General features: G+C 41.7%; 14 protein-coding genes. 5 read left to right on the top strand and 9 right to left on the bottom strand.

Going from position 1 to position 23,926, the window contains the following annotated elements; all coding sequences use genetic code 11:
* Nucleotides 1–5 precede the first annotated feature (5 nt).
* The 4 genes from DI077_RS02805 to rsgA form a co-directional block, all read right to left on the bottom strand.
* Nucleotides 6–3,602 (bottom strand): tetratricopeptide repeat protein, encoded by a 3,597-nt coding sequence (locus tag DI077_RS02805; RefSeq protein ID WP_109020069.1) that lies wholly within the window; start codon nucleotides 3,600–3,602, stop codon nucleotides 6–8.
* Nucleotides 3,599–5,230, bottom strand: a complete 1,632-nt coding sequence (locus DI077_RS02800; protein ID WP_109020068.1) for an LIC10124 family lipoprotein — start codon at nucleotides 5,228–5,230, stop codon at nucleotides 3,599–3,601. Before DI077_RS02800 ends, DI077_RS02805 begins: the two co-directional genes overlap by 4 nt.
* Nucleotides 5,227–6,198: a FecR family protein gene (locus DI077_RS02795; RefSeq protein ID WP_109020067.1), complete on the bottom strand. Its 972-nt coding sequence runs from the start codon at nucleotides 6,196–6,198 to the stop codon at nucleotides 5,227–5,229. The genes DI077_RS02800 and DI077_RS02795 overlap by 4 nt, the downstream gene beginning before the upstream one ends.
* A 67-nt stretch (nucleotides 6,199–6,265) precedes the next feature.
* Nucleotides 6,266–7,279, bottom strand: a complete 1,014-nt coding sequence (rsgA, locus tag DI077_RS02790) for a ribosome small subunit-dependent GTPase A (RefSeq protein ID WP_167837138.1) — start codon at nucleotides 7,277–7,279, stop codon at nucleotides 6,266–6,268.
* A 1-nt stretch (nucleotide 7,280) separates the two neighbouring features.
* Between rsgA and DI077_RS02785 the strand changes: the two genes are divergently transcribed.
* From DI077_RS02785 to tpx, 3 genes are all read left to right on the top strand, one after another.
* Nucleotides 7,281–9,017 (top strand): ATP-binding protein, encoded by a 1,737-nt coding sequence (locus DI077_RS02785; RefSeq protein WP_109020066.1) that lies wholly within the window; start codon nucleotides 7,281–7,283, stop codon nucleotides 9,015–9,017.
* 243 nt (nucleotides 9,018–9,260) lie between these two features.
* Nucleotides 9,261–10,391: an LBF_2804 family protein gene (locus tag DI077_RS02780; protein ID WP_109020065.1), complete on the top strand. Its 1,131-nt coding sequence runs from the start codon at nucleotides 9,261–9,263 to the stop codon at nucleotides 10,389–10,391.
* 61 nt (nucleotides 10,392–10,452) lie between these two features.
* On the top strand, nucleotides 10,453–10,968 hold the full coding sequence (gene tpx, locus DI077_RS02775) for a thiol peroxidase (protein ID WP_109020064.1): 516 nt from the start codon (nucleotides 10,453–10,455) through the stop codon (nucleotides 10,966–10,968).
* On the opposite strand, the gene DI077_RS02770 is transcribed toward tpx, so the two are convergent.
* From DI077_RS02770 to DI077_RS02760, 3 genes are all read right to left on the bottom strand, one after another.
* Nucleotides 10,965–13,274: an ATP-binding protein gene (locus DI077_RS02770; protein WP_109020063.1), complete on the bottom strand. Its 2,310-nt coding sequence runs from the start codon at nucleotides 13,272–13,274 to the stop codon at nucleotides 10,965–10,967. The two genes, tpx and DI077_RS02770, sit on opposite strands and share 4 nt — an antisense overlap.
* Nucleotides 13,275–13,276: 2 nt before the next feature.
* Entirely contained in the window at nucleotides 13,277–14,356 is a 1,080-nt protein-coding gene (locus tag DI077_RS02765) for a metallophosphoesterase family protein (protein ID WP_109020062.1), read from the bottom strand.
* Between the two features lie 69 nt (nucleotides 14,357–14,425).
* Nucleotides 14,426–15,619 carry a CaiB/BaiF CoA transferase family protein gene (locus DI077_RS02760; RefSeq protein ID WP_109020061.1) on the bottom strand — a complete coding sequence of 398 codons (1,194 nt, stop codon included), beginning with the start codon at nucleotides 15,617–15,619 and terminating at the stop codon, nucleotides 14,426–14,428.
* Between the two features lie 125 nt (nucleotides 15,620–15,744).
* Between DI077_RS02760 and DI077_RS02755 the strand changes: the two genes are divergently transcribed.
* The gene (locus DI077_RS02755; RefSeq protein ID WP_242935325.1) at nucleotides 15,745–20,382 is read left to right on the top strand and encodes a beta strand repeat-containing protein; all 4,638 of its coding nucleotides are present in this window, start codon (nucleotides 15,745–15,747) and stop codon (nucleotides 20,380–20,382) included.
* A 1-nt stretch (nucleotide 20,383) separates the two neighbouring features.
* Here the strand turns inward: DI077_RS02755 and DI077_RS02750 are convergent, their stop codons facing one another.
* Nucleotides 20,384–22,189 carry a sulfatase gene (locus tag DI077_RS02750; RefSeq protein WP_278321658.1) on the bottom strand — a complete coding sequence of 602 codons (1,806 nt, stop codon included), beginning with the start codon at nucleotides 22,187–22,189 and terminating at the stop codon, nucleotides 20,384–20,386.
* Nucleotides 22,186–22,575, bottom strand: a complete 390-nt coding sequence (locus tag DI077_RS02745; RefSeq protein WP_109020059.1) for a DMT family transporter — start codon at nucleotides 22,573–22,575, stop codon at nucleotides 22,186–22,188. Before DI077_RS02745 ends, DI077_RS02750 begins: the two co-directional genes overlap by 4 nt.
* A gap of 47 nt (nucleotides 22,576–22,622) precedes the next feature.
* Here DI077_RS02745 and DI077_RS02740 point away from each other — a divergent pair, with 47 nt between their 5' ends.
* Entirely contained in the window at nucleotides 22,623–23,459 is an 837-nt protein-coding gene (locus DI077_RS02740) for an alpha/beta fold hydrolase (RefSeq protein WP_109020058.1), read from the top strand.
* The last annotated feature ends 467 nt before the right edge of the window (nucleotides 23,460–23,926 follow it).

The raw sequence follows: 23,926 nt of genomic DNA, 5'->3' as shown, positions 1-23,926 counted from the left end.
ATCCCTCATTTAAGTGTAATCGTTGTCAGACGTTTTCCGTCTTTCTCCGATTTCCAAGGAACGGATTTCTTTTTACCGTCGGTGCTGACAGTGAGTTCTTTGGATTTCGGTTCCACGATATGTTCCCCTACAGGGAAACGGAATTCAGCGTCGCTCGCATAAGAATCGGCCCATTTCAAACCCGACTTCCAGACAAATATCTTTTCTTCCGTTTTGATATGAACAGTGTCTTCCGTTTCGTAAAATCCACGAATACTTCCCACATTCGGAAGTGCTCCCAGTTTCGATTTGGAATCAATTTCAAAGATTTGATTTCCCACCTTCACCAAACAGGAGTTTGTTACACACCCTAAAAATCCGGCCTTATCACTAGAATCCTTTTTGAGTAAAGATGCTGTCGGAGGATTCGAATTCAGATTGGAAAGAGAGGTGGAAGAAAACAAAAACTCTTTTTTGTTTTCTCTGAGGATCATCAAATTTCCCGATTTGGTAACAGCAAATGAATTCAAATCCTTCCATTTTAGCTCTGATTTTTTATTTCCGTTCCAATCCAAAATAGAAAGAATCCTTTCTTTATCTTTAGGATTTTCATTCAAAACAAGAATGGAATCGCCGCCTAGATCAGCTTGTAAAATCGGATAAGTATTCGGTAAAGGAAGAGTTATACCTTTTTTCCCAGTGTCAGGATAGATTTTTTGTATTACCCCGCTTCTGAATGCTAACAACTGTGTGCTGGGAACAAGATAAACAAATGTATCCGGAGTGGAAAGTTTCCAAACAGGCTCTTTTGTATTTCGATCCAAACCGGCAAGAGCAGTTCCGTAATTTACAATCACCCTGTTGGGATAAAGAATCGGATTCCCCACTACCGTTCCGCCCAAAGTCAAATCGGTTACAACAAACGGTGCATCGTCCATATCTTGTGTAGGAAGAAGTCGTGCGTATTTTGTTTCCGGATATTCTTTCCAAATTTGATTTTGAACCTGGCTACGTTTGGAACGGATTTTATCATCGGGATCTTGTTTGTATTTAGCATCCAAAATCCTCCAATGTGCATACAATGCTTCCGCCGATTTCTCTTCTTTTAAAACGGAAAGAACCGATTTTTCCGCATCATCCAACCGATTCTCTTTGAAATAGATATAAGCTAGTTGTAATTCGCCGTCGGTAAAGTCAGGGTTATTCTTTTTTAAGTCTTCAAGCAATGCTTTGGATTCTTTCACCAAATCTTCGTTAAAATATGCAATCGCCAAATTATAGGAAGACAAGGAAAAGTTGGTATCTTTCACACGTGCTTTTTCAAATTCTTTTTTGGCAGGTTCGGTTTGACCCAGTTTGTATAAGCTAAGTCCTTTTGCCACATTTGCCGGAGCAAAATTTCCATTCAGTAAAATCGACTTGTCCAATTGAGAAATGGAAGGTTCGTATTCCTTTTTTTTCATTGCAATCAGACCTAACATATAATAGCTGTAAAACGAATCGGGCTTTTCCCGCAAAAGATTGTTAAATCCGTCCTCAGCTTTGGAAGTTTCGCCTTTTTTGTAAAAGAATGCATAGATTCCTTCTTTAAAAGAAGATGCATTGTCTTTGTTTTCCTTTGCGGCTTTTTCCAGAATGGCGATTCCTTTTTCTTCCTCGCCCTTAGCCATATAACATTCCGCAATTTTCACAAGAAGAGAAGGTTTTTGGATTTTATTATAAGCTTTTTGGTAAGGCACGATCGCTTCATCGTACTTTTTCTTATCATAAAGGCGATTGGCTTCCGCTACCCAGGGAAGAATCTCCGCAAAACGCGCGTTCTCCTGAATCGTCTTTTCCGTTTGGACTACTTCCGGAATGTCCTTGGAATACTTTTTGGATTTTAGAATGTAGTCGGAAGCTTTCGAATAATTTTCTTTTTCGTTTTCTTCGACTGCCCTTTTGTAATAGAGACTTGCAAGGCGGTAGTTCAGAGCTTCATTGTCGGGAAATTTTTTCTTCAAACCGAGGTAAGTGGACTCCGCCTCTTCGTATTTACCGGCATCCTCCGCAATCCTACCGAGTGTGATGGCTGCGAACGGATCATCTGCGGAAAGTTTTTCCAAACGTTTGATGTATTCTTTCTCTTTTTTAGATTCGCCTGTTTTAGCGTACAAACGCGCAAGCCCTTGAACGGAACCTAAATTCTCAGGATCGTTGCGCAAAGCTTCCTGATAGGAAGATTCGGATTTTTTATAGTCGCCAAACACGAAATAGGCGCGACCGAACGCATTATGCGGAGAAGGGTCTTTAGGAGAACGACCAAGTGCGCGGCCATATTCTTCCAAAGCCTGTTTCTTTTTTCCTTGTCTTAAAAATTGATCCCCATTGGCGATAAACAACTGTGCTTCCGCAATCGAGAGAGCCTTCTTAAGGTCTTCCTTATTGGCATGCGGGTGCGATTCCGCTTTTTTCAAAACTTCAATCGCTTCCGCGTTCCTACCTTGGTCTAGAAGTACATATGCCAGGTTTAACTTCGGTTCGAAGAAATTTTTGTCCCAAACGGAAGCGTCCTGAAAACTAAGAGTGGCTTTCTGAGTTTGGCCCCATTTCCACTCGCAAATCCCTTGTTTGTTTTTCAATTCAGCATTTCGTGGAGATTTTTTGAGAGCAATGTCCGTTGTTTTCAAACATTCGGAAAAACTTTTTTTACGGATTTGAACATTGGTTAAACCGAGATAAGCAGCCGCAAGACTGTCTTGCAACGACAATGCTTTTCGAAAGCTGGTTTCGGAATCGGTATACGAAGTTTTTAAGAAATAAGCATTTCCCAAAAATGTCCAGAGAGAAGCGTTTGATGGTTGTAAGTCGGCTGCCTTTTTATATTCGGAAATGGCCAGATCATATTGTTTTTTGGAGATGGCATCATTTCCTTTTTGGATTAAAGATGCTATCTTTGTAGATTGTTTGGCGAGTCCTGCGGATTTTAGATCCGGTTGAAGCGCTTCCGCCTTGGCAAAATAACTTTCCGCCTCGTCGTATTTCTTCAGTTCCAAACAAACATCACCCAATTGATTGAGTAGTTCGACCGGGTAAGGAAAATCCTTATTTTCTTCCAAAGGTTTTAAAGTAACATAGCTCTCTTGGTATTTTTTCTGCGATTTGAGTAAAGTCCCCACCTTGTATTTATAAACAGGTTCGTCCGGTTTAATATCAACTAGCTTTTGATAGGTGACTGTGGCATCTTCATTTTCACCCAAAGTAGACTGAACCGTTCCCAAACCGATGAGTAATTTTTCATTTTTGGGATCCAATCTTTCACCCAATGAATATGCTTCTTTGGACTCCGCATATTCTCCCAATTGGTATCTGGAGGCACCTAGCAACGAATAAGCTTCCACAGTTTCATACTTTCCATTGGCTTCGTTTGCATGTGCGATTGCTTCTTCGAATTTGCCTTTTTGGAAATCGTTATTCCCTTCCGCCAGGATCAATCTCGCAGCTTCCAGATTTTCCTTATCGGATACAGTGGTTGCTTTATCCGCCAGCTTGTCACTTACGGAAACGGATCGAAAATCACGGGATTGACAGTTCCATAAAAAAATAGAGCTAACAATAAATAAAGACAGGAGAGGGTTTTTCATTTTTTGATTTTCTCCTCAAATTTCACCATATCGGGATAATGAATTTTAACACCCCGCACAGGATTTCCGGAAAGGAAGGAATCCGAAGGAGTAAGGATGGCAATACGCCAAAGAGATTTGAAATTCCAAGGTTTTTCCTGAATCAGGGAATTCCCCAGATAAACGCGTAACAACTGTTTTTCGGGATCTGTTTCCCAACGGAAAACCCGTCCCTTTTCAACGTCTTCCGATTTCCAACGGTAGGAAGATTTGACAAGAGATTCTTTTTCGTCTTTGGCAAAATTAACCAAATGGAAATCGGTTTTATCCACAACGACAAGAATGGAATGACCCTCTTTGTCCGTAAGATAGATTCCTAATTTTCCACCTAACTCGCCGGCAAGTCCCAATTTGATGCTGGATTCCACACGATCGGGAATGATGTCTTCTGAAAAAACTCCATACCATCCTTTGGGTAGATCCTGTTTTTTTTGGAATAAAAGTTGGCCCGGGAAGGAGGCAACAAAATGAGGTGAGCCGCCGGATGTTTCCCAGAACTCTTCCGCTTCCCAACCTGCACCTTCTTCCAAAGCGATGGGAAGCGCGAGGCTTGCGATGGATTTGGGGCGGATTGAAATTTCCGAACTTGCATATTCGTAATTATTATTTTCTTTTGTACGTACGAATTGTACGCTATAACTTCCGTAAGGAACGCCGGACTCGGCGTATTGGGTTTTTCCCTTTTTCTGGCCGGATACTAAAATATCCAAGCCCGTCGGGAAACTGGACAATAGAACAGTTCCTTGTGAAATATCATCACTCCATTCCTGGAATACGCGACTGGTTTTTCCCGCCCGAACCAAAATAGAACGGAAAATAGGATCTTTTCCCGGTTTGGAAAAGGAAAGTTGGTGTTTCCCATTTAACATGGAATAATCGATCAGAGGAGCTTTGCCTATTTCTTTGCCATCCAACATGATTGAAGTGCCGGGAGAAGACGAAAAAACGGAAACTTTTCCACGTAAACTGGATTCCAGGATTTTTTGGATCTCATCATTTGCTGGAGCGGAAACTTCGGATAAGTAGGAAGAAACTGCAGGAAGGAGAGGAACCAATTTGTTTTTTGCCTGAAAGATTTCCAAAGTCTTTCTTTGATCTTTCGATGAGATTTTATTTTCATCGTGAATCTGATGATAGCTGTAAAAGGTTGATCCGAAGTTTTGCGAAAGAACCGGATCTTTGTATTGAACATTGACTGAAATTTCATCTTTGTTGGATGAAAATTGCAATTCAAGAATCACATCAATATCCTTTGCTTTCAAAACCTCACCGTCCCCGATCTTAGAAGGGTCAATGGAAATATATTTCCCGAAAGAAGAATGAGAAGATATAACCCGCTCTTCCAACAAATTGATTTCTTCCCGATTGACATCGGGAGAAAGCTCCCGCCAAACAATCGCAAAGTGGGGAATCTGTTTGATCAGTAATCTTTCCCGGTAGTCTCTACCGGAAGGGTTTGGTTCGGAAAGCCCAGGCTCCGTGCTCCGGAAGACCGGTTTCGAGATTGAAGAATTTAAAGTCTCAATTTGCGAAACGGAAGCACAGGCCTGGAAAACAAAAGCGAATACCGCTATTAAAATAAATCTCATCTAGTCTTATCGAAACCTTCTTTGGCTGGTAATTTCAATGAATCTTTTTGTACATCTTTTTGGATGTATTTGGATTCTTCTACGGATTTTGCAGTAGTGATCACTTCATCCGATTTATTTCTAGTTGCTTCTTTTCTACGAACGGAAGTTTCCACTTCGTCAAGAGAAGATCCTACATCCATTTGTTTCAGTACTTCGTTATTGGATCTTAATTCATTGGCTAATGATTCGAATTCCAACATCTTGGTATTTTCAAAAACGAGCATCTCTTTCAATTCTCCGAGTGATTGGGAATCCAAAGGTTTTACAAGTTTTTCACTCAGCTTGGAATCGGATCCGACGGTAGCTTCTTTTTGTTTATCCAAAACCAATTCGTTTTCAGAGTTTGATTTTCGAATTGCGATCGCTCCGTCCAGAACTGCGTATTTAACAACACAGTTGTTCGCATTGCACGGAACCGATCCCGGTTTTGAACTTGGATTTTCCACGCTGGTCAAAAAGGAAGTCCCTCTAACACCCGCAATCGAAGTCGGTGTAACTACGTGGAAGGATTCGGATTTACGTTCCTTCTTGAGAACAGTTACCAATTTTCCGTATTGTAGATTCACCTCGGTATTGCGTTCTTCCGCGTGGCCTTTCAAAGCCGAATTAATACTGAGAGAAGTATTTTTGGCCAGTTTCAAAACGCCGTCTTCTCCCAGTAGAATTTCCGCTGCACCGTTTGCGCCTGTTACTACGGTATCGGTTGCAGCCAAAACATCACCTAAGATCGGTTTTATTTGCGCACCTTCCCGCAATACAATCACATCACCTTTGATAAATGCAAAAGCAGCAGCACGTTCGACCGGAGACTCCGGTTCGGTTGTAACATTGGAAGTCTTGGAATCCTTTTGACAAAAAAGACTGAATATGGCAAAAATTGCCACGAAGACCAGAGTGGATTTTTGGGGGGAAAGAATGAGTTTCATAGCGCCTCCTCTAACGAAAGAACATCCTAATTTTAATAAACAACTGAGAGCCTTGCAACTCTTTTACCTAATATCTTTTTGTAATCGCCTGGGACCAATGGTCCCTTCTGGTCACACGATGGGGTTTATCCAAACTTTCGAACATGGATTCAAGGCTTTTTTTGCGTGATTCCAATAGGCCATTCTCCATAAAACGAACCATATTGCACTCAGGACCCAAATCGCAACAATACTGCGAAGAACACTGTTCCTTTGCGGAAGAAAGTTCGGGAAAACTTTCCAAAAGCTCCTGCTTGGATAAATGAAGTATTCCCCATTCTTTCACACCGGGAGAATCGATAATCACCGTATCTTCTTCTAAAAACACGGCAAGAGAGTTTGTGGTGGTGTGTTTTCCTTTTTTGGTGGAACCGCTGACTTCATTCGTTTTCTGAACCTTTTGAACACTTTTCTTTGTTAGTTGGTTCAGCAAGGTGGATTTGCCGACGCCTGAGTTTCCGCAAAGGAAGGTTTTCTTTCCTTGAAGAACTTTCCATAAAACAGGAAAAGTATTTTCATCTTCGATGGAAACACTCATCACCTCATAACCCAAATTGGAATAAAAATCTTCCTTTTCCTTTTTCAGAGACGGGTCGACCAAATCGGATTTTGTAAAAATGATAAGAGGTTTGATTTTAGTATGATAACAAGCAACTAACAATCTATCAATGAATCCATCTTTCGTTTCCGGATCTTTATAGGAAGCTAGTATTGCCACTTGATCGAGATTTGCACACAGGACGTGGTTGTCTCCATGTTCGCTTCGACGGGTAAGATAGTTCGATCTTTCTTCTTTTTCAAGAATGATCCATTCTTCTCCGTAACCGGACTCGGCGGTTACAAGATCCCCTACTACAAACGGATGTCTATCCTCCGTGCTCTTCAATCTCAATTTGCCTTTGAGAACGGCGCGAACATACAATCTGTCCTTTGAGTATAACTCATAGTAGGCTCCGAAGATGCGTGCGATTGTAAATTGTTCTTTACCCAAAGATGAATTCCTAGTAGAGTGAGGTTCTTCTTTCAAGTTATCAGGAACCATCATGAAGATACAAGCCATCTTTCGATTTTTTCTCAGTGGGAAAAAATCAGAAACTGCGGAAATCCCCGCCAATGTCAGTCCGCAAATTCCAAAGGAAGATGAGAAAGGACCGAAGAAACGGGATGAACTGGTACAAAATCTATTTGCACTCGAAAAATTTAAAGAAGATCTGATTTCTCATAATGATCCCGATATCATCAGCCAAACGATCGCCAACTTTCTTGCGGCAAAAATCCCTGCAGAATTCGTTTTGGTTTATACTTGGGATGAAAAGGAAGGGAATTTTCGGCCAAGACCCTACCCCGACGGAACCAATTCGAATATTCTTTCCTCACTTCCCGTATATGACCCCTTCTTGCTATGGCTTTCCGACCGGGAAGGAATTCATTTAAAAGAAAATTTCGAAAATGAGAAAACTCCGAATCATGCGAAAATCAAAAACGCCGCTCTCAGTTTCTTCGATAGAACAAATTCCGTGTTAGTTGCCACTTTGGCAATGAAGAGTAGTCTGGTAGGTTTTATACTATTGGGCAAAAACACAAAAAAACATAGTTATGGACTTTCTGAAATTGAAACAATTTTGGAAATTCTTTCCGTTTCTCTCATGTCATTGTCCAATTCCATGATTTATCAACAGTTAGTTCATCTTACGGAAACATTGGAAGCCAAAGTCAGAGAAAGAACAAAAGAGTTGGAAGAAGCGCAAGCACATTTGGTTCAGTCGGAAAAGATGGCTTCTCTCGGTGTAATGGTTGCGGGAATTGCGCACGAAATCAATACTCCCGCTGGCGTAATCAACGGTGGGGCTGAAAATCTGGAATCCAATTTGATTTATATTTTTTCTCATTTGGCGGATCTCACCAAACTGATTCAAAGCCCAGATCTTTTGAAAAAATACATGGATGTGCTTTATTGTCTGATTCGGGAAGAATCGAAAGGAAAAATCGATCCCAAAGATAAATTCAAATTAAAAAAAGAAACCAAACACAAGTTTATCGAGAAGGGTTTGCCGGAACAAGACGCTTCGGAACTTGCCACCTTTCTGATTGAAAACTCCATCGTACATTTGGAACCTGAATTGATTTCCATATGGAATGAAGGTGGAAAAGAAGTGTATGAGATTCTGCGAAATAGTGCCGGACTTCATCGCAATGTAAAAAATATCAAATATGCCATACGCAATGTGGTAAGAATCGTAAAAGCGCTTAAGTATTATTCGCACTTAGGCCAATCTTCTTATGCGGAAGCCGATCTTCATGAAGGTATAGAAAACACTTTAATCATCGTTCAAAGTCAGATCAAACAAGGTGTGGAAATCGATCGTAGATATGAAAAATTACCACTCATCAAATGCAATATCGACGAACTGAATCAAGTCTGGACCAACCTGATCACAAACGCGCTTCATGCTATGAAGAAAACGGAAAAACCCCGGCTCACGATCTCCACACGAAGGATAGGCGAAGATTATGTGTTAGTCGGCTTTGAAGACAACGGATGCGGAATTTCCAATGACATCAAAGACAAAATTTGGGATCCTTTCTTTACCACAAAAGACCAAGGAGAAGGAACAGGACTCGGATTGGGAATTGTAAAAGGAATCATCGAAAAACACAAAGGAAGGATCGAACTGGAATCCGGCTCAGGTTCAACCAGATTTTTGGTGTATCTTCCTCTAGTCGGCCCAGGGGACGTACCAATGATCCCGAAAGAGATGATCCGGGAGATACGAGGGTAATGCGACATAAGTTGCGCGCGGGTGGTGAAAGCCCCCGCCCTGTGTAGGGTTGGGGGGTGAGGATCGTGGGCTGCAAACAACCGCCTAACACAGTACCGGATTTCCCGCAACTTCGTCTCTGAATCCGCTCTTTTTTTTTCAGATAAGTTCGCCTTTTTACTTTTGAACCCGGCAAAAGCCTTTGAAGTTCAGTAAATGTATCCACTTTGCAATCCCATTTCCCGAAAATCCATATAGTCCCTTATGGAAAATCAAAAGAAAATTCATTCTCCCGGTCTGTTGGAAAAATGGGGAAGAACGGTTTTATTTTCCTTCGCAGAAAAACAAAGGGGCAAAAAATCCGATGACCAATTGAACTTTCGGCAAAGTTCGAATCGGATCATTTGGCGGGGAAGTTTCCTGTCTTTTCTAATTGGATTTTTGCCTTCGTTTTTATTTGTATATGCCAGTTTTTTACTCCCCCTACCGAATGAATCCGAATTAGAATCGAAAATCATTCATATAATCTATGTTTTATTATTAATTCTGTTTTTCACAGTCATCGAATTTTATTTGTTATTCAAACTGGGGTTATATGAATCTTTCCGGATAGCGGAACTGGCAAATATAGAATTGGAAGACGAACCGGAACTTGTAACTCCGATCCCGGGAATGCTGGCACGGATCGCTCTCGAAATCCCTGACCCCGAACTCAGGTTATTCGGAATTGATCCTTATCAAAGATTAAATCGCAGGACTTTGGCTTTGAAAACATTGCTTTACAAGATCAAAGTGGTTCTTTCCAACATGATCGCAAAATTTGCGTTAAAGGCAGTGATAGGAAGAAGTTCCTTGCGACTTTATATTGAATATGTTTCCGCACCAATTACGGGCTTTTGGGATGCTTACGTCACTTTCCTGATTTTAAAAGAACTAAGAATGAGAGTCATCACAAGAAAGATCGCGGAACGAATCATTATTGAAACAAATACCGTTTCCGCGAACCTTTCCGAAAATGGAAAATTAGCCTGTCTTCAAGCGATTGCAAATTCAATCGTATTTACAAAAACATTTCATCCGAATTTCGAATTTATTCTCCTAAAGCTTGTTAAATGCTTTCAATTGAATTCAAACTTAAAGGATCTGGATAAACTCGTTGAATTTCAAAAAACATTATCCCAATGCAGTCCATTCGAAATGAAATTTGCGTTTCGTTTATTTCTGATCGGCTCCTGTTTTGACGGAAATTTAAGCGAAGAAGAAAAATCCATCTTACCTGCACTATATCCTGATTTTTCCGAGGAAGAATGGAAATCTACAAAAGAACTCTCTTTTTATATTCGGTCCGGAGAATTGAAGGAAGCCATTTCAGCTGTCGAAAAAATGATGCAATGATTTTTAAATTCTCTATTTTTGGAAAAACCGTCTAATTACAAACAACCGAAAAGGAATAATCATGGCATCCGTAACATTAAAAGGCAATCCCATTTCACTGGAAGGAAATCTTCCGAAAGCAGGAGACAAAGCTCCCGACTTTCATGTCACCACTCAAGATTTGAGTGAGATTTCTTTAAAAGATTTTGCAGGCAAAGTAAAGATCTTTGTAGCAGTCCCAAGTTTGGACACATCGGTCTGTGCCATCGAAGCAAAAAAATTCAACGAAAAAGTAGCAAAAGAATCCGCAATTACCACCTTAATTGTGTCAGGTGATCTTCCTTTTGCAATGAAACGATTTTGTGCGACAGAAGGAATTTCATCTCCGAACTTTATCACAGGATCCCAGTTTAGAAATTTTTCTTTCTCCAAAAACTACGGAACACATATCGGAACCGGCCCATTGACGGGACTATCTGCGCGGGCTGTCTTTGTTGTAGACAAATCGGATGTAATCCGCCACGTAGAGCTCGTTCCCGAAATAGGAAGCGAGCCAAACTACGAAACAGTGCTGGCAGAAGCAAAAAAACTAATCTAAGTTAATTCATGGAGAATGCAATCCAAGTTTTTGGACTTTGCATTCTCTCGGATCATTTTTACAAGATTTGAATCGAATGTAAAAAACACTCCGTTCCATTCTTCCTTCCCTAAAAAATCCAAACAATAATTCACTGCGGAACCGGTTCTGGTTTCATCCATATGCCGAAAAGGTTCATCTAGTAAAATCCAAGGTATCTTCTCTTCACCGGACATTCTTTTCGCATACTCCAAACGAAGTGCAAAAGATAATAATTCCTGAGTGCCTGTAGATAGATTTTCGAATTCCCTCAATTCGTTTCTTTTATCAAAGCTGGAAGGTTTTTTGGAAATATCATCCCATTCCAATTTTTTAAGTTCATTTCCCGAAAGAAGTTGGTTCCACCTTTTTCCTAATGACTCAATCAAAACTTGCATCTGATTGCCGGAATTCGCATCCATATCTCCAAATACTTTTGCCAGATTTTGATAAGCGGCGAAATTCAATTCCGCATCATCAAAATCTTTCTTCACCTTATCTAAGTCAGTCGATGATTTTTCCCATTCTTTCAAAATCCGATTCAATCTTTCCGTAGAAGTGGCAACCAAACTAGCTAAGGAATATTGGAGTTCATGAACTTCTTTGGACTTTGCATCTTTTTCCTTTTTTTTAGATTCAATTGTCAGCTTCAGATTTGATTTTTCATTTTTTTCATCTGAAGAAAAATCCTTAGGGATGTTTTCTTTTTCATAATGATCCAATTTATCTTTTGTTCTCAGTTTTAATTCTTCAATGGATTTCGTTTGGTATTCTTTCGCAATTTGAAGAAGATGCGAATCCAAATCCGAAAATTCCGTCAAAATCGACTTAGCCGATCTGATTTTTTCTTTATATTCCTCTATGGAAGTGGAATTGGATTTTTTTAAAATCTCGTCCACTGTCGTTTTTGTTTCTTCCCATTCTTCCTGTAGCTTGCGGATTTTTTTCGAAATATCCGTTAAAAGATTTTTTTCGGAAACCAAAGAATCCTCTTTCATTTGAGTTTGTCTTCGTTCCGATTCCAAATGAGAAAAATAATCTTTCAAAGCTTCTCTGATTCCATCCTTTGTAGCAAGAATCGGTCGAATCGTTTCCTTTGTCTGAAGGATCATATCTTCCGATAAATATTTAACGTGAGCATTCAAAGACTCTTCATCTTTTTTTATATTTGTTTTTTTACCGAAAAGAAGAAATACAAGTCCTCCTGTCAAAACAAGTAGTAACCCGCCGATGAACAAAGGAGTAACGGAGAACCCGTTATTCGCCGAAAGAATACTCGTAATAAAACCGATAAGAGAAACGGAAATGGAGGCGACAATATAAGGAATCTGCCAAACAATCTCTGTTTTTACAATCGTTGCGGACAAAATTTCATCCAACCGTTTTTCAAAACTGCGAGCCATCGATTCAAAAGCGGATAGAGAATTAAACTTCTTATCCGCTTCCTGTTTTTCCAAAGAAAGGGAAGTAATCTTTTTTTCCTTTTCTTCGGATGCATTTTTCAAAGATTTGATTTCAAAAGAAAGCTCGGTGGATTTTTTTTCGGAGGAAGTAAGCGCAGTTTCAGAATTGGATTCCAAAAGTTTTTTCAGATAGGAGATGTTTTTGAATTTATCTTCCCAAAGCAGAATGGATGCGTACAATTTGTCCAAAGTAGAAAGGGTTTCTTTTTTTTCCAAAATCTCATAACGTGCATTTGTTTGCAGCAAAGACTCCTCTATCTTTTTCAATTCTACTTCCAGATTTTGTTTTTTGATTTCCAAATCGGGAATGGAGGACCACTCTTTTAGACTATTCATTCTTTCCTGGTCCGTTTTAAAAAAATCAGCTCCCGCTTTGTCCAAAGATTCTTTGAGTGATTTGTAATTTTTAGCTGCTCTTCTGTTTCCCGTTTTTTCGGAAAATTCCAGACATCTTTCTTTAAGTTTCTTAGGATCGAATCCGGTATCAAATAAGGAATTTTGAATGACTTGGATCACTTCGTTTTTGTTTTTATCTTCATCCAGATTGAACTGAACATTTCCTTCCCGAATGGCATAAGTATGCAGGAAACTGGGAGCCGATAGGGAGTAAGAAGGAATGGAAGACTGAACCGACTTGTCTTTTTGGTAACGGGCATTTACTTTTTTTCCATAAACGGTCGTTCCACTAACTTTAATTAAAGAAGAAACGATTGCATCAAATATCGTGGTTTTTCCGGATTCGTTTCCTCCGTAAAAAATGGTTATTTGTTTGAATGAGAAGGATTTGTTAACGAATAATCCGAATTTTTTTAAACTGATATCCATTCTTAATTTTTTCCCGATAAAAGCATCTCAAAGCCGAGTCGTTTCATTCTTTCCCAAGTTTTAGGATCTTCGCCCGCTTTTCTCTTTTCCATCTCTTCCACAAAACGTTTGATAAATGCATTTTCCTGAATTCCGGAAATCAAACGTAAGCCGGACTCTTCCTTGTCAAAATCCATCGTTCTGAATTTCGGTTTCCATTCTTTCAAGAGTTGCAATTCAAAATCTTTTTTGGGATTCATATCTTCCACATAACCATTCCATCGAATGTAAACCCAATCATTCGGTCCGAATCCTTCAAAGTAGAATTCCGGATTTTTTTCAGGTTTTCCATCTAACGCCAAATCAATGTTTACTTCTCGAAATTGGCCCGCCTTCTCCCAAACCAAAGGTGATTTTTGAATGCGATTGTTTTTTATTTCCAAGAGATACCCTTGTCTCGGACCGGTTTCCCCTTTTCTCCATACCCGGGAAGATCCCGCATAGGCAATTTCGCAATTTCCGAACACTTGGGAACGCGCGGAATGAATATGGCCTACAGCCACATAGTCACAGTTCAACGATTGCAATTGATTGGAATCCAATATTCCTCCGTCCTCTTCCTCATTATTGATTCCTGCAAAACTCATTCCGGACACGGTCGCATGTGCCATTCCGATTCTGAATTTCGCTTTTTTGACAGGAGGATTGCCTGTTAATAATCTACCGTAGTTTTCCTGATGAGGGATTCCCAGGATCTCTATTTCTTCATTCAAAGAAATCAATTCATAAGGTTCCCCGTCAATAACCTGAATCTGAGTGCCCCAATCGAATTTCCCGTATCCGTTTTCCGATCCTTTTCTACGAAGAGCTTCGTGATTGCCCGGTAGAAAATAAATTTTGCCGCTAAATTGTTTCGACTCTTCTATAAATGCCGTGCGAAGCGCTTCCAGATCGGAATAAGTATCGAATATATCACCACATAACAGTATAGTTACGACTTCGTTTTTTTCTGCCGTTTGGAAAATTTCCCGAAGAACACCTAATCCGTATTCCTTGTCATTGGAAGCGGATAGATGCAAGTCGGATGTTTGAATCAGTTTCATATAATACCCAATCAATCCATTTTACAGGAGACATGGGACAAAATAGCAAGGCATACGAAAAAAGAAAAACTAAATGACTCTGTCTTTTCTAAATTCTTCTATATTTCCTTCGGAATATCCCAAAGATTTCAAAATTTCATTCGTATGTTCTCCATGATCCGGAGGGTCGTTTCTATAACTGAAAGGAGTTTCCGAAAAATGAAAAGGAGAACCGAATTGAAGCACATTTCCGTATTTTTCGGTTTTGGCCTCAAATACCATTTTGCGTTCTCTGAAATAAGGATCTTTCACCACTTCTTCCAAAGACAATATGGGAGTCAGACAGGAATCTTCATTCAAAAAAATCGGCTCCAAATCCGCATATGTTTTCGATAAAAAATAATCAGTTAACTTTTGTTTAATGAGCGGAAGATTTTCTTCCGTAAGCGGAGTCTCTTTGGTTAGATTTTCCATCCCCGCGGCACGAAGGAAAGTTTGAAAGAACATATCTTCCAAAGCTCCCAATGCCACATATCTTCCTTCTTTGGTTTCGTAGATATTGTAATTGGGAAGTTTCCCCGAGAGGATTTCGTTTCCTGCCTCGGGAGTTTTTCCGGAAGCGGAATAAATCCCTCCGTACAAAGATAGAAATTGCAAGGAAGCATCCGTCATCGAGACGTCAATCCTCTGACCTCTTCCTGTTTTTTCCCGATGATACAGTGCTGCGAGGATCGCCGAGACTGCTGTCAAAGTCCCCCCTCCGATATCCGCCAGTTGGAACCCGGCTGGTCTGGGAGGATTTCCCGTTTGATGAAGAACTCCGGAAAGTGCTAAGTAGTTCAAGTCATGTCCGGCAAAGTTTACGTACTTTCCCGAGGTTCCGTAACCGGAAATTCCGCAGTAGATCAGTCTTGGAAACTTTTCTTTCAGGACATCATATCCTATCCCCATCTTATCCATTCCGTCCGGGCGAAATCCTTCCAAAAGGACATCCGCATCGGCGAGTAATTTGAATAGAATCTCCTGAGACGCAGGACGCTTTAAATTCAAAGTGATGGCTTTTTTATTGCGATTCAGCATCATGAATAATGCCGAATAACCGGAGTTACCTTTGAACATCGCACGAGCGCCGTCGTATGCCCGGGGGTTTTCGATTTTGATCACTTCCGCACCCATATCGGCAAGATGTTGTGAGCAGAGCGGCCCGGGAAGTAGCAAGGATAAGTCAACAATTTTCACGCCTGCCAAGGGACCGGAAGATGGATTTGATTTGGGATTGGTCATGATATTTATTTACAGTTTCTTAAAAAAGAACCGGGAATCCAAACGATTTGATACGTTATATATAAAGAGAAGTATCGGAAAAGAAAAGCGATTTTTATTCCGGTAATGGTTCTTCCTATTCAGTGATGAAAAAAATCCACCTAACGTTAGCTTGTATTTTATTCTTCACTTTTTCCTGTCAAACCGTCGTACGTTCCAGCCTTTTTCTTTGGCTGGGAGCATTCTTCAGCGGCTCTTCGGATAAAGGGAATTTGATTTATGATGCAGACGTTTACCTTTTTACAAGTGAATCCGGAAAACAAGCCAGTTTTGAAGTCAAACTCAATCTTGAACCGAAAAGCGAAGTTCGTATCGGACCTATTTCCGTTTCGGATAGCACGGAAGGTGCGGTAGTCGGCAGCAATTATCTGACATTCACTCCTTCCAATTGGAATACCATTCAAACAATCACGATCAAAGGACTGGATGATTCACTCAGTGATGGAAATATTTCTTATCAGGTAAGTTTGGGAAACTGGCTGACAGACGACGGAAGATTTACGGAACAAAGTCTTCCTATCATTCCATTAGTGAACACTGACGATGAAACATCAGGAGTTGCTACAAATCCTGTCAGCGGACTTCTTACTTCCGAAAACGGAACTACGGCAAAGATCTATTATGTTTTGCAAACACGCCCGATGCGACCGGTGATTTTAAGCGGGTTTTCTTCTTCCGTTCCTGCCGAAGCAACAGCACCTAATACAACTCTCACGTTTACTTACGATAACTGGGACGTTCCTCAATACATTGAAATCACAGGAACGGACGACGGTGCTGTTATAGACGGTGCTCAAACTTATACCATCTCCGCAGGACTTACGAGCTCAGATGATCCGTCTTACAACGGTAAGTCTGTACCTGTTGCAACGGGAACAAACACGGACAATGATACCGCCGGGTTTACAGTCGTGAATAACACTACTTTAACGATAACAGAAGCAGGTGGTGCCGCACAATTTTCCGTCGTTATGAACACCATTCCTACCGGAAACGTCACCATATCATCCATTGTCGCCTCTCCGGCTACGGAAGGTACGGCAACACCGTCTTCTTTGGTATTCACACCTGCGAATTGGAATGTTCCCCAACTTGTCACAGTCACAGGTGTAAATGATTTCGAAGCGGATGGAAACCAAACCGTCACAATCGTTGCGAGTGCCGCCACATCCAGTGACGGATATTATAATAGTACACTTTGTACTCCTCCCGCAACTCCGCTTTGTCCCGTCGCTCCAAGTTTTCCCAATGTAACAAATACGGATGACGATACCAGAGGATTCACTCTGACTCCGACGAGCGGAATCAGCTTTTCCGAAAACGGAGGGTCTCAGGTATTTTCTTTCAGTCTGACTTCCAAACCTCCCGCAGGCCAAACGGTAAGTATCACAGGAATCAATTCATCTAACTCCGGGTTGGTGACAGTCAGTCCGACCAGTTTGAGTTTTACATCCGCCAATTGGAACGTACCCCAATCAATCACAGCCTCCGGACAGAACAATGCAATCGACGAAGATACCAGGTCGGTAACGATTTCCTTCGGCTCCGTGGATACATCTTCCGGCACAAGGGATACAGGCTACGATTCCGTTACGATTCCTTCGTCTGTCAATATATCTGTTACCGATGATGATACCGCCGGATTCACAATGTCACCTGCATCCGGTTTGGTGGTAAATGAAAATGCGGGCCCTATATCGACTACATTTACCGTTGTTCTGAATTCCCAACCGACTGCGACAGTCAACTTAACAAGCATTACATCAAGTAATACCTCAGAGATTACCGTATCTCCTTCCAGCCTCAGTTTCACTACCGCCAATTGGAATGTTGCCCAAACTGTCACAATCACATCCGTGTTAGATGGAAGTTTGGATGGAAACGGAAGTGTAAATATCAATTTTGCAAATGCTACTTCCGCAGATGCAAAATACAGCGGAATGTCCGTTTCTTCCGTAAGCGCAACGAATGTGGATAGCGGTACTCCTCAAGTGATATTGCAAAATATTTCATCCGGGTTGACACTTCCGGAGAACGGTATTTCGACCATTACCTTCGAAATCAAACTTGCCATCTTGCCGGGCTCCACAGTAACCATCGGACCGATTGTAAGTTCGGATACTTCTGAAATTGTCGTTTTGGATAGCAGTGGCAATCCTACTACTTCCCGCAGCCTAACATTCACTACTACGAACGGACAGGCTAATAACTTTACAGGATCTTCTTCCACAAGCGGATGGGATGTAGCTCAAACAATCACCATACGTTCGGTCACGGATGCATTCGATGACGGGGACATTCCGGTAAACATCAATATCCCTGCCGCATCGGGTTCTTTTTATGCGGGCCTTAGGCCGGATCAAATCATTTCAGGTTATACTCCGGCCACGGGAAATCTATTGGTTACATTGATTGATAATGATACGAAAGGTTTTACCATTTCCACTGGAACGGTGGCGGTTACGGAAGGAGGGGCAAACGGAACTTTTACAGTAAGACTCAATTCCGCACCTTGCGATACTCCCGGCAATTTGGCGAACTGCGCAACCGGTTCCGTTACGATTCCATTGAGTTCGGAAGTATTCTCCGCACCCGATGTGACTCAATATACATTTTCACCTGCAAGCCTTACATTCACTCAGGCCAACTGGAACACAAATCAAACTGTAACAATCATTCCATCAAATGATTCTTATGATGAAATTTTAACAAGGAACCATACTTTCACCTTAGGTGCGATCTCTTCTTCCGGCACGGATTATGACGGACAGGATCCGAGTGATGTTACGGTTTCAATCACGGATGATGACAACCCTTCACCTAACAAAGCAACTTTTGCATTGAAAGCAGGCTCCCAAGCATTTACGGCGGAGAACGGGTTACAGACCACCTATCAGTTGCAATTGGCTACTTCACCGATTGTGGGAAACTCGGTTACAATCACCGTAGCAACAACGAATTCTGCGGAAGGACGGATTCTTGTATCGACAGGTCCCGATGTACTTGCAAATTCGAACGTGTATACTTTTGATTCCACCAATTGGAACATTCCCGTTGATGTAGTGATTCGGGGAGAACCGGATAACGGAGATACTGCGAATGTTGCCTATACGGTGACCGTATCCGGTGGAACGGAATCGGGGAGCACTCCTTCCTGGTACAATAGTTTCGTAGGGGCAACAGGAGCCACAGCCAATCTGATCAATTATGATATTGCAGTAAGCAAGGTGACTATTTCCACTCCTGCATCCATGAGCATGGCGGAAAATGCGGCTGCATTCCAAGTGTATATATTTTTGGTTCAAGCTCCCAGTAGCACCGTGACCATACCTATTTCATTGAGTACGTCCTATCCTTGTAGGTTACTTACCAGCCCGGTAGTGGATCAATTTGCGATTTCCGCTACGTCGGTCACACTTGACTCTTCCAATTGGAATGTAGCAGGGACACATAACCAAATCACTGTTACCCCAAATAACGATGCGGTGAATGACGGGACGATTTCCTGTCCCATCCAAGTCGGAGCTCTTACTTCGGGAGACGCGTATTATAACGGTTACGATCCCGCAGATCCCAGCTTGACTTTAACGGACAACGATACGGCGGGTTATACGGTCAGCAACCAAACTCCCAGCCCTTTTGTCACTTCCTGGTCGGGAGCACAGTCTGCGTTTGACTTGATCTTAAGTTCGCAACCAGTCGCGGATATTACGGTAAGTTATACTCCTACTCCGGGCGGAATCGTAACATTCAGTCCTTCGACTTTGACGTTTACACCATCTAACTATGGATCAACGCAAACGGTAACAATGACAGGTGTAAACACAGGAGTATCGGGAGATCAGAGTTTTACCATTGCACTCAGTTCATCTTCCGGTGAAGTCACAACGGGAGGAGCGGGGTCCGTTCTTTATCAATCCTTATCCGCTTATACTTTACCTACTTCCGGTAAAAATATAGAGACCATTTTCGATATCATTCCTTGTGCAAGTACCGTTTCCTGTCCGGGAGCAGGCGGGGCCAACGCGAACGGAGGGCTCGTCGGAAGTCCGGCACTTAACACGACCGAGGCGGGAGGACAAGCAAGATTCCAAGTCAGACTTCGAGCAAGACCTGCCTCCGGTGTCACACTCGGAACCATCTCAAGCAGCAACACTTCCGAAGGAACCGTCACTCCGACAAGTCTCAGTTTCACTACCGCCAATTGGAACACCTTACAAGACGTATATGTAACCGGGATTGATGACTTCAGTGTCGACGGAAATATCAATTTTTTCGCACAACTGGGTTCTTTATCAGGAGGAGGAACCGCTTTCAACGGACTCGCATTGCCGGATGTTTCCATCACCAATACCGACAATGATACTGCTTCCGTGATCATCACTCCTACAGTCGGACTTGTAACAACGGAATCGGGAGGCACTGCCAATTTTACAATTCGTTTGAACAGCCAACCGAGCGGCATTGTGACGATTCCTCTCAGCTCTTCCAATACCGCGGAAGGAACGATCGCAGTGACGAATGTTCAATTCGACGGAAGTTGTCCCGGGGTCGATTGTTGGAGCACCGCCAAAACCATTACGATCACAGGAGTGGAAGATGCAGGTGCGATAGACGGAAATATTCCTTATTCCATTATTACGGGATCGGTCACTTCGGCGGATGCAAATTATAACGGAATCGATCCGACGGACGTAAGTGTAACCAATAACGATAACGATTGATTTACTGAATATAGCCTTGTTTGCGGAGTATATTCACCGCATCCGTTTCCAATTTATCGGAACGAACGTATTCTTTTTTATTATTTCCCGATCTCCAAACCTGCATACGGATTTCATTCGTCGGTCTCGGAGCACCGATAGGAGAATCGTATAAGGTTTCGCAATTCAATCTACAGCCAACAGGCGTTAGATCAAAAGAACCCGCACCCAAATTTCCGTTGGTGATTTCCAAATCATTTTGAAACAAATGAAAGCTCGGGAAAGTTACGTCGGGATATACTTCAAAAACAACTTCCGAATCCTTCGTTTTATTTTCTAATTGTTTGCTTTTATCCGAATTCCAAAGAACAGTCAACTCCCTTTCCGAATGGGAAATCTCCAAACAGGAACTGATGTTTTTTTTAAGAATGCGGATTCGTCCCACATTCACCCGGGCAACTGCTTTCAAAATCCCTTGATTGAATCGTCCGGGATTCAAACGGATCGTATAACGGGTCAAATTCGGTTCGGTCAACCGGATACGCGACCATAAAGATTCAATCTTTGTCTTCAGATCATTTGCAAGCTCGGAGTTTTTTATTTCGGAAATATCCAAAAATCGAATCGGATGGATTTGTTCCGGGTCTTTGGAAACATCATAGAAGTAAAAAGTTTCCCTTCCGACTCCTCCTTCCCAAAATCTACCTAACTCGTGAAAACGATAGGATCTTTGGAGAAGGAAATCATCCCCAATTCCGATCCCTTGCGTGGATCTTGTTTCTCCGTAGTACAGTCGTTTTTTGGTCTCTTCTCCCCGAATGATGGGAAATAGACTTTCTCCGTCTATATCGGATTTTTTTTGCATTCCTAATAATTCCAAAACGGTAGGATACAAATCAATGGAACGGGTTCTGTTTTTAAAAATAGTGCTGGTTGTTTGGTTTGGAAATTTGATCAAGAGAGGAACTGAAATATTTTCCAGAAACAAATCCTGTCCGTGTCCGAAAAATGTATTTGTTCCCGTAAAAGGAGAGATCGCATGTTCAGGATGCATCACCTCACCGTGGTCAGCCGTAATGATAATGCAGGTATTATCCCAAAGTCCTTTCTTTTTTAAAGCGTCAAATACAACGGACAATTCTTGATCAATATAAGCGACTTCTCCGAGATAATCCCTCTTTCTTTCTTCCATGATTTCATCCGACTTGATTCTTTCCCGGAAACCAGAAGGAGGAGTATAAGGTTTATGAGGATCGTTGAAATTCAAAAAAAAGAAAAAAGGTTTCTTTGCTTCCGAAAAGGATGTGATGACTTCCAAACTTTTTTTTGTGATTTGAGGTGTATCGTTACTCAAGTGGGAATATTCATGCAAAATTTGAAAACCCACATTTACCCCCAGACCGTTTTTATCCGTAACGAAAGGATTGTTTCCCACCATGACCGTATCGATTCCGTTTTGCGATAAAAGTTTCGGCAAAGGAAAAAGTTCCGATTCATAAAAAGCCGTCACTTCATTTTGAGGAGTTGGATAATCCCAGAAATTAACGGGATTTCTCGAAGCGTATTTGCCGGTAAAAAATACAAGTGTGGACGGTCTTGTCCAGGCCGCATTGACCAAATGGTTTGCAAACACATAGGAAGTTTTGGAAAATTTTTCCAATTCGGGAGTGACCCCGTATCTTCCGATCACATCTCCCCGCAAGGAATCGATCACAATCCAGAGAATGTTGGGTTTGTTCGGAGTTTCGGGGACGGGTAAAGATGTTTTCGGAGATGGTTTACAAAAGAAAAGACAAGCTGATATTAAAAAACAACAAATAGGTTTCAAGATTCAACATCAAACATTTGCAAGGCGGTAAGCCAAACACCGATCAAAATGAAGCCTATACCCATCCACTGCGTCCAATTCAATCTCTCTTTGAAAAAGAAAGCAGAAGCCATGAGCACGATGATAAATCCGCTGGAAGTGAACACCGGATAGGCGAGAGAAAGTTTAAGCCCTTTCCCTAAGACAAACCGGTAACCTAGGAGTGCCAATCCGAAGGAGGCCAGACCGGCGATAAAATAAGGATTCAAGATAGTCCATATGATCCCGACGGGAGAGGAAGTGCCTTGGCTTTGAGCATCTTGCAAGGAAGAAGATTTAATCAATATATTCGCAAGAGCGTTGAAGAATACGGCTATACAGAAGACTAGGATGATCTGGACTTGCATGAGATACTGGCAATTTGGAATGATTTGTAAGCAGGTCAAATAGAAAAATGAAAACAAAATCCTTTGCTTTTCGAGGAATCAATCTAACATACTACGACTACGAATCAGACAAACCTCCCCTTCTATTCTGCCACGCCAACGGGTACAGTGCGGGCTGTTACAAGTACTACCACGAGGTTTTGCAAAAAGACTACCGAGTCCTTGCACTGGATTTTGCCGGGCATGGAAAAAGTGATTTCACTTTGGATTTTAATAATTGGAACTTTTTTAGAGACCAGATCTTATCCCTTCTCGACCGCGAAAAAATCAATTCGATTCAGACCATAGGTCATTCTTTGGGGGGAGCTTCCACAATACTTGCTTCCGTCAAAGAACCGGAACGATTTAAAAAATTGATCGCATTCGACCCGGTGATCTTAGGTTGGAAAATGATCACCCTGGGAAAATTTCTAAAAAGTCCTTTGGAAAAAGGCGCATTAAAAAGAAGAAAAACTTTCAGCTCCATGGAACTGGTAAGAAGATCCTATCGTAAATTTCCCGCCTTCTCTAAGTTTGACGACTCTGTTTTTGAAGATTATCTGAACTCTTGTATCAAAGAGACAGGTAACGGAAAGGAGGTGGAATTATGTTGCGATCCGAGAGTGGAAGCTCAGATATTCGGAGATGCTCATTATCATATATTCGTGAACTTTTATAAAGTCTCCCGGGAAGTCCATGTACTCATCCCCGAAGAATACGAAGTCTGTAGTCCCGACTTAGCCAAACTCATCACAAAAAAAAATCCTAGTTCCTCCGTAACCATCTGGCCAGGAATCACTCATTTTTTCCCTTTTGAAAATCCCAAACAAACCTTGGATTGGTTGAAAACGAAGTTAGAACTCTAACTCCAAACCCCACCGCATCCACCGGCAAAAAGCCGAACTTTATTTTAAAAAATTCACGGAAAACAAGGTTCCCCTTTACAAATAATTTAACCTATGTTAAAAGGAACACATTGGGTGGCGGGTCTAGTTCCCCACCCAAAATCGGGCGGGGATACCAGAATAAAATCCAATACATCCTGAAGAACTACCAAAGAACACTACCAACTCCCATTTCCCTGTGCGCCTCGAACTCGTTAGATGATAAAAATCAAACACAATCCCCGACCGGGCTTTCCGTTTCAACCTTCGCATAAGCGAAGGGTTTTCACTGCAATCCCTGGCGCGGGGTCTTTTATATTCACAAGTAGGCTATGTTCCATTATCATTTTTCGCGCGACGGATCGTAACGGAAATCCTTCGCGTCCAGCGAAGATTGGAGTGAAGAGCCGGGTCGGGCACTGTATGATTTCAGATCCTATAACACATTC

This window comes from Leptospira kobayashii, assembly GCF_003114835.2.
Lineage (GTDB): Bacteria > Spirochaetota > Leptospiria > Leptospirales > Leptospiraceae > Leptospira_A > Leptospira_A kobayashii.
This window is presented reverse-complemented; position numbering and strand designations above follow the sequence as displayed.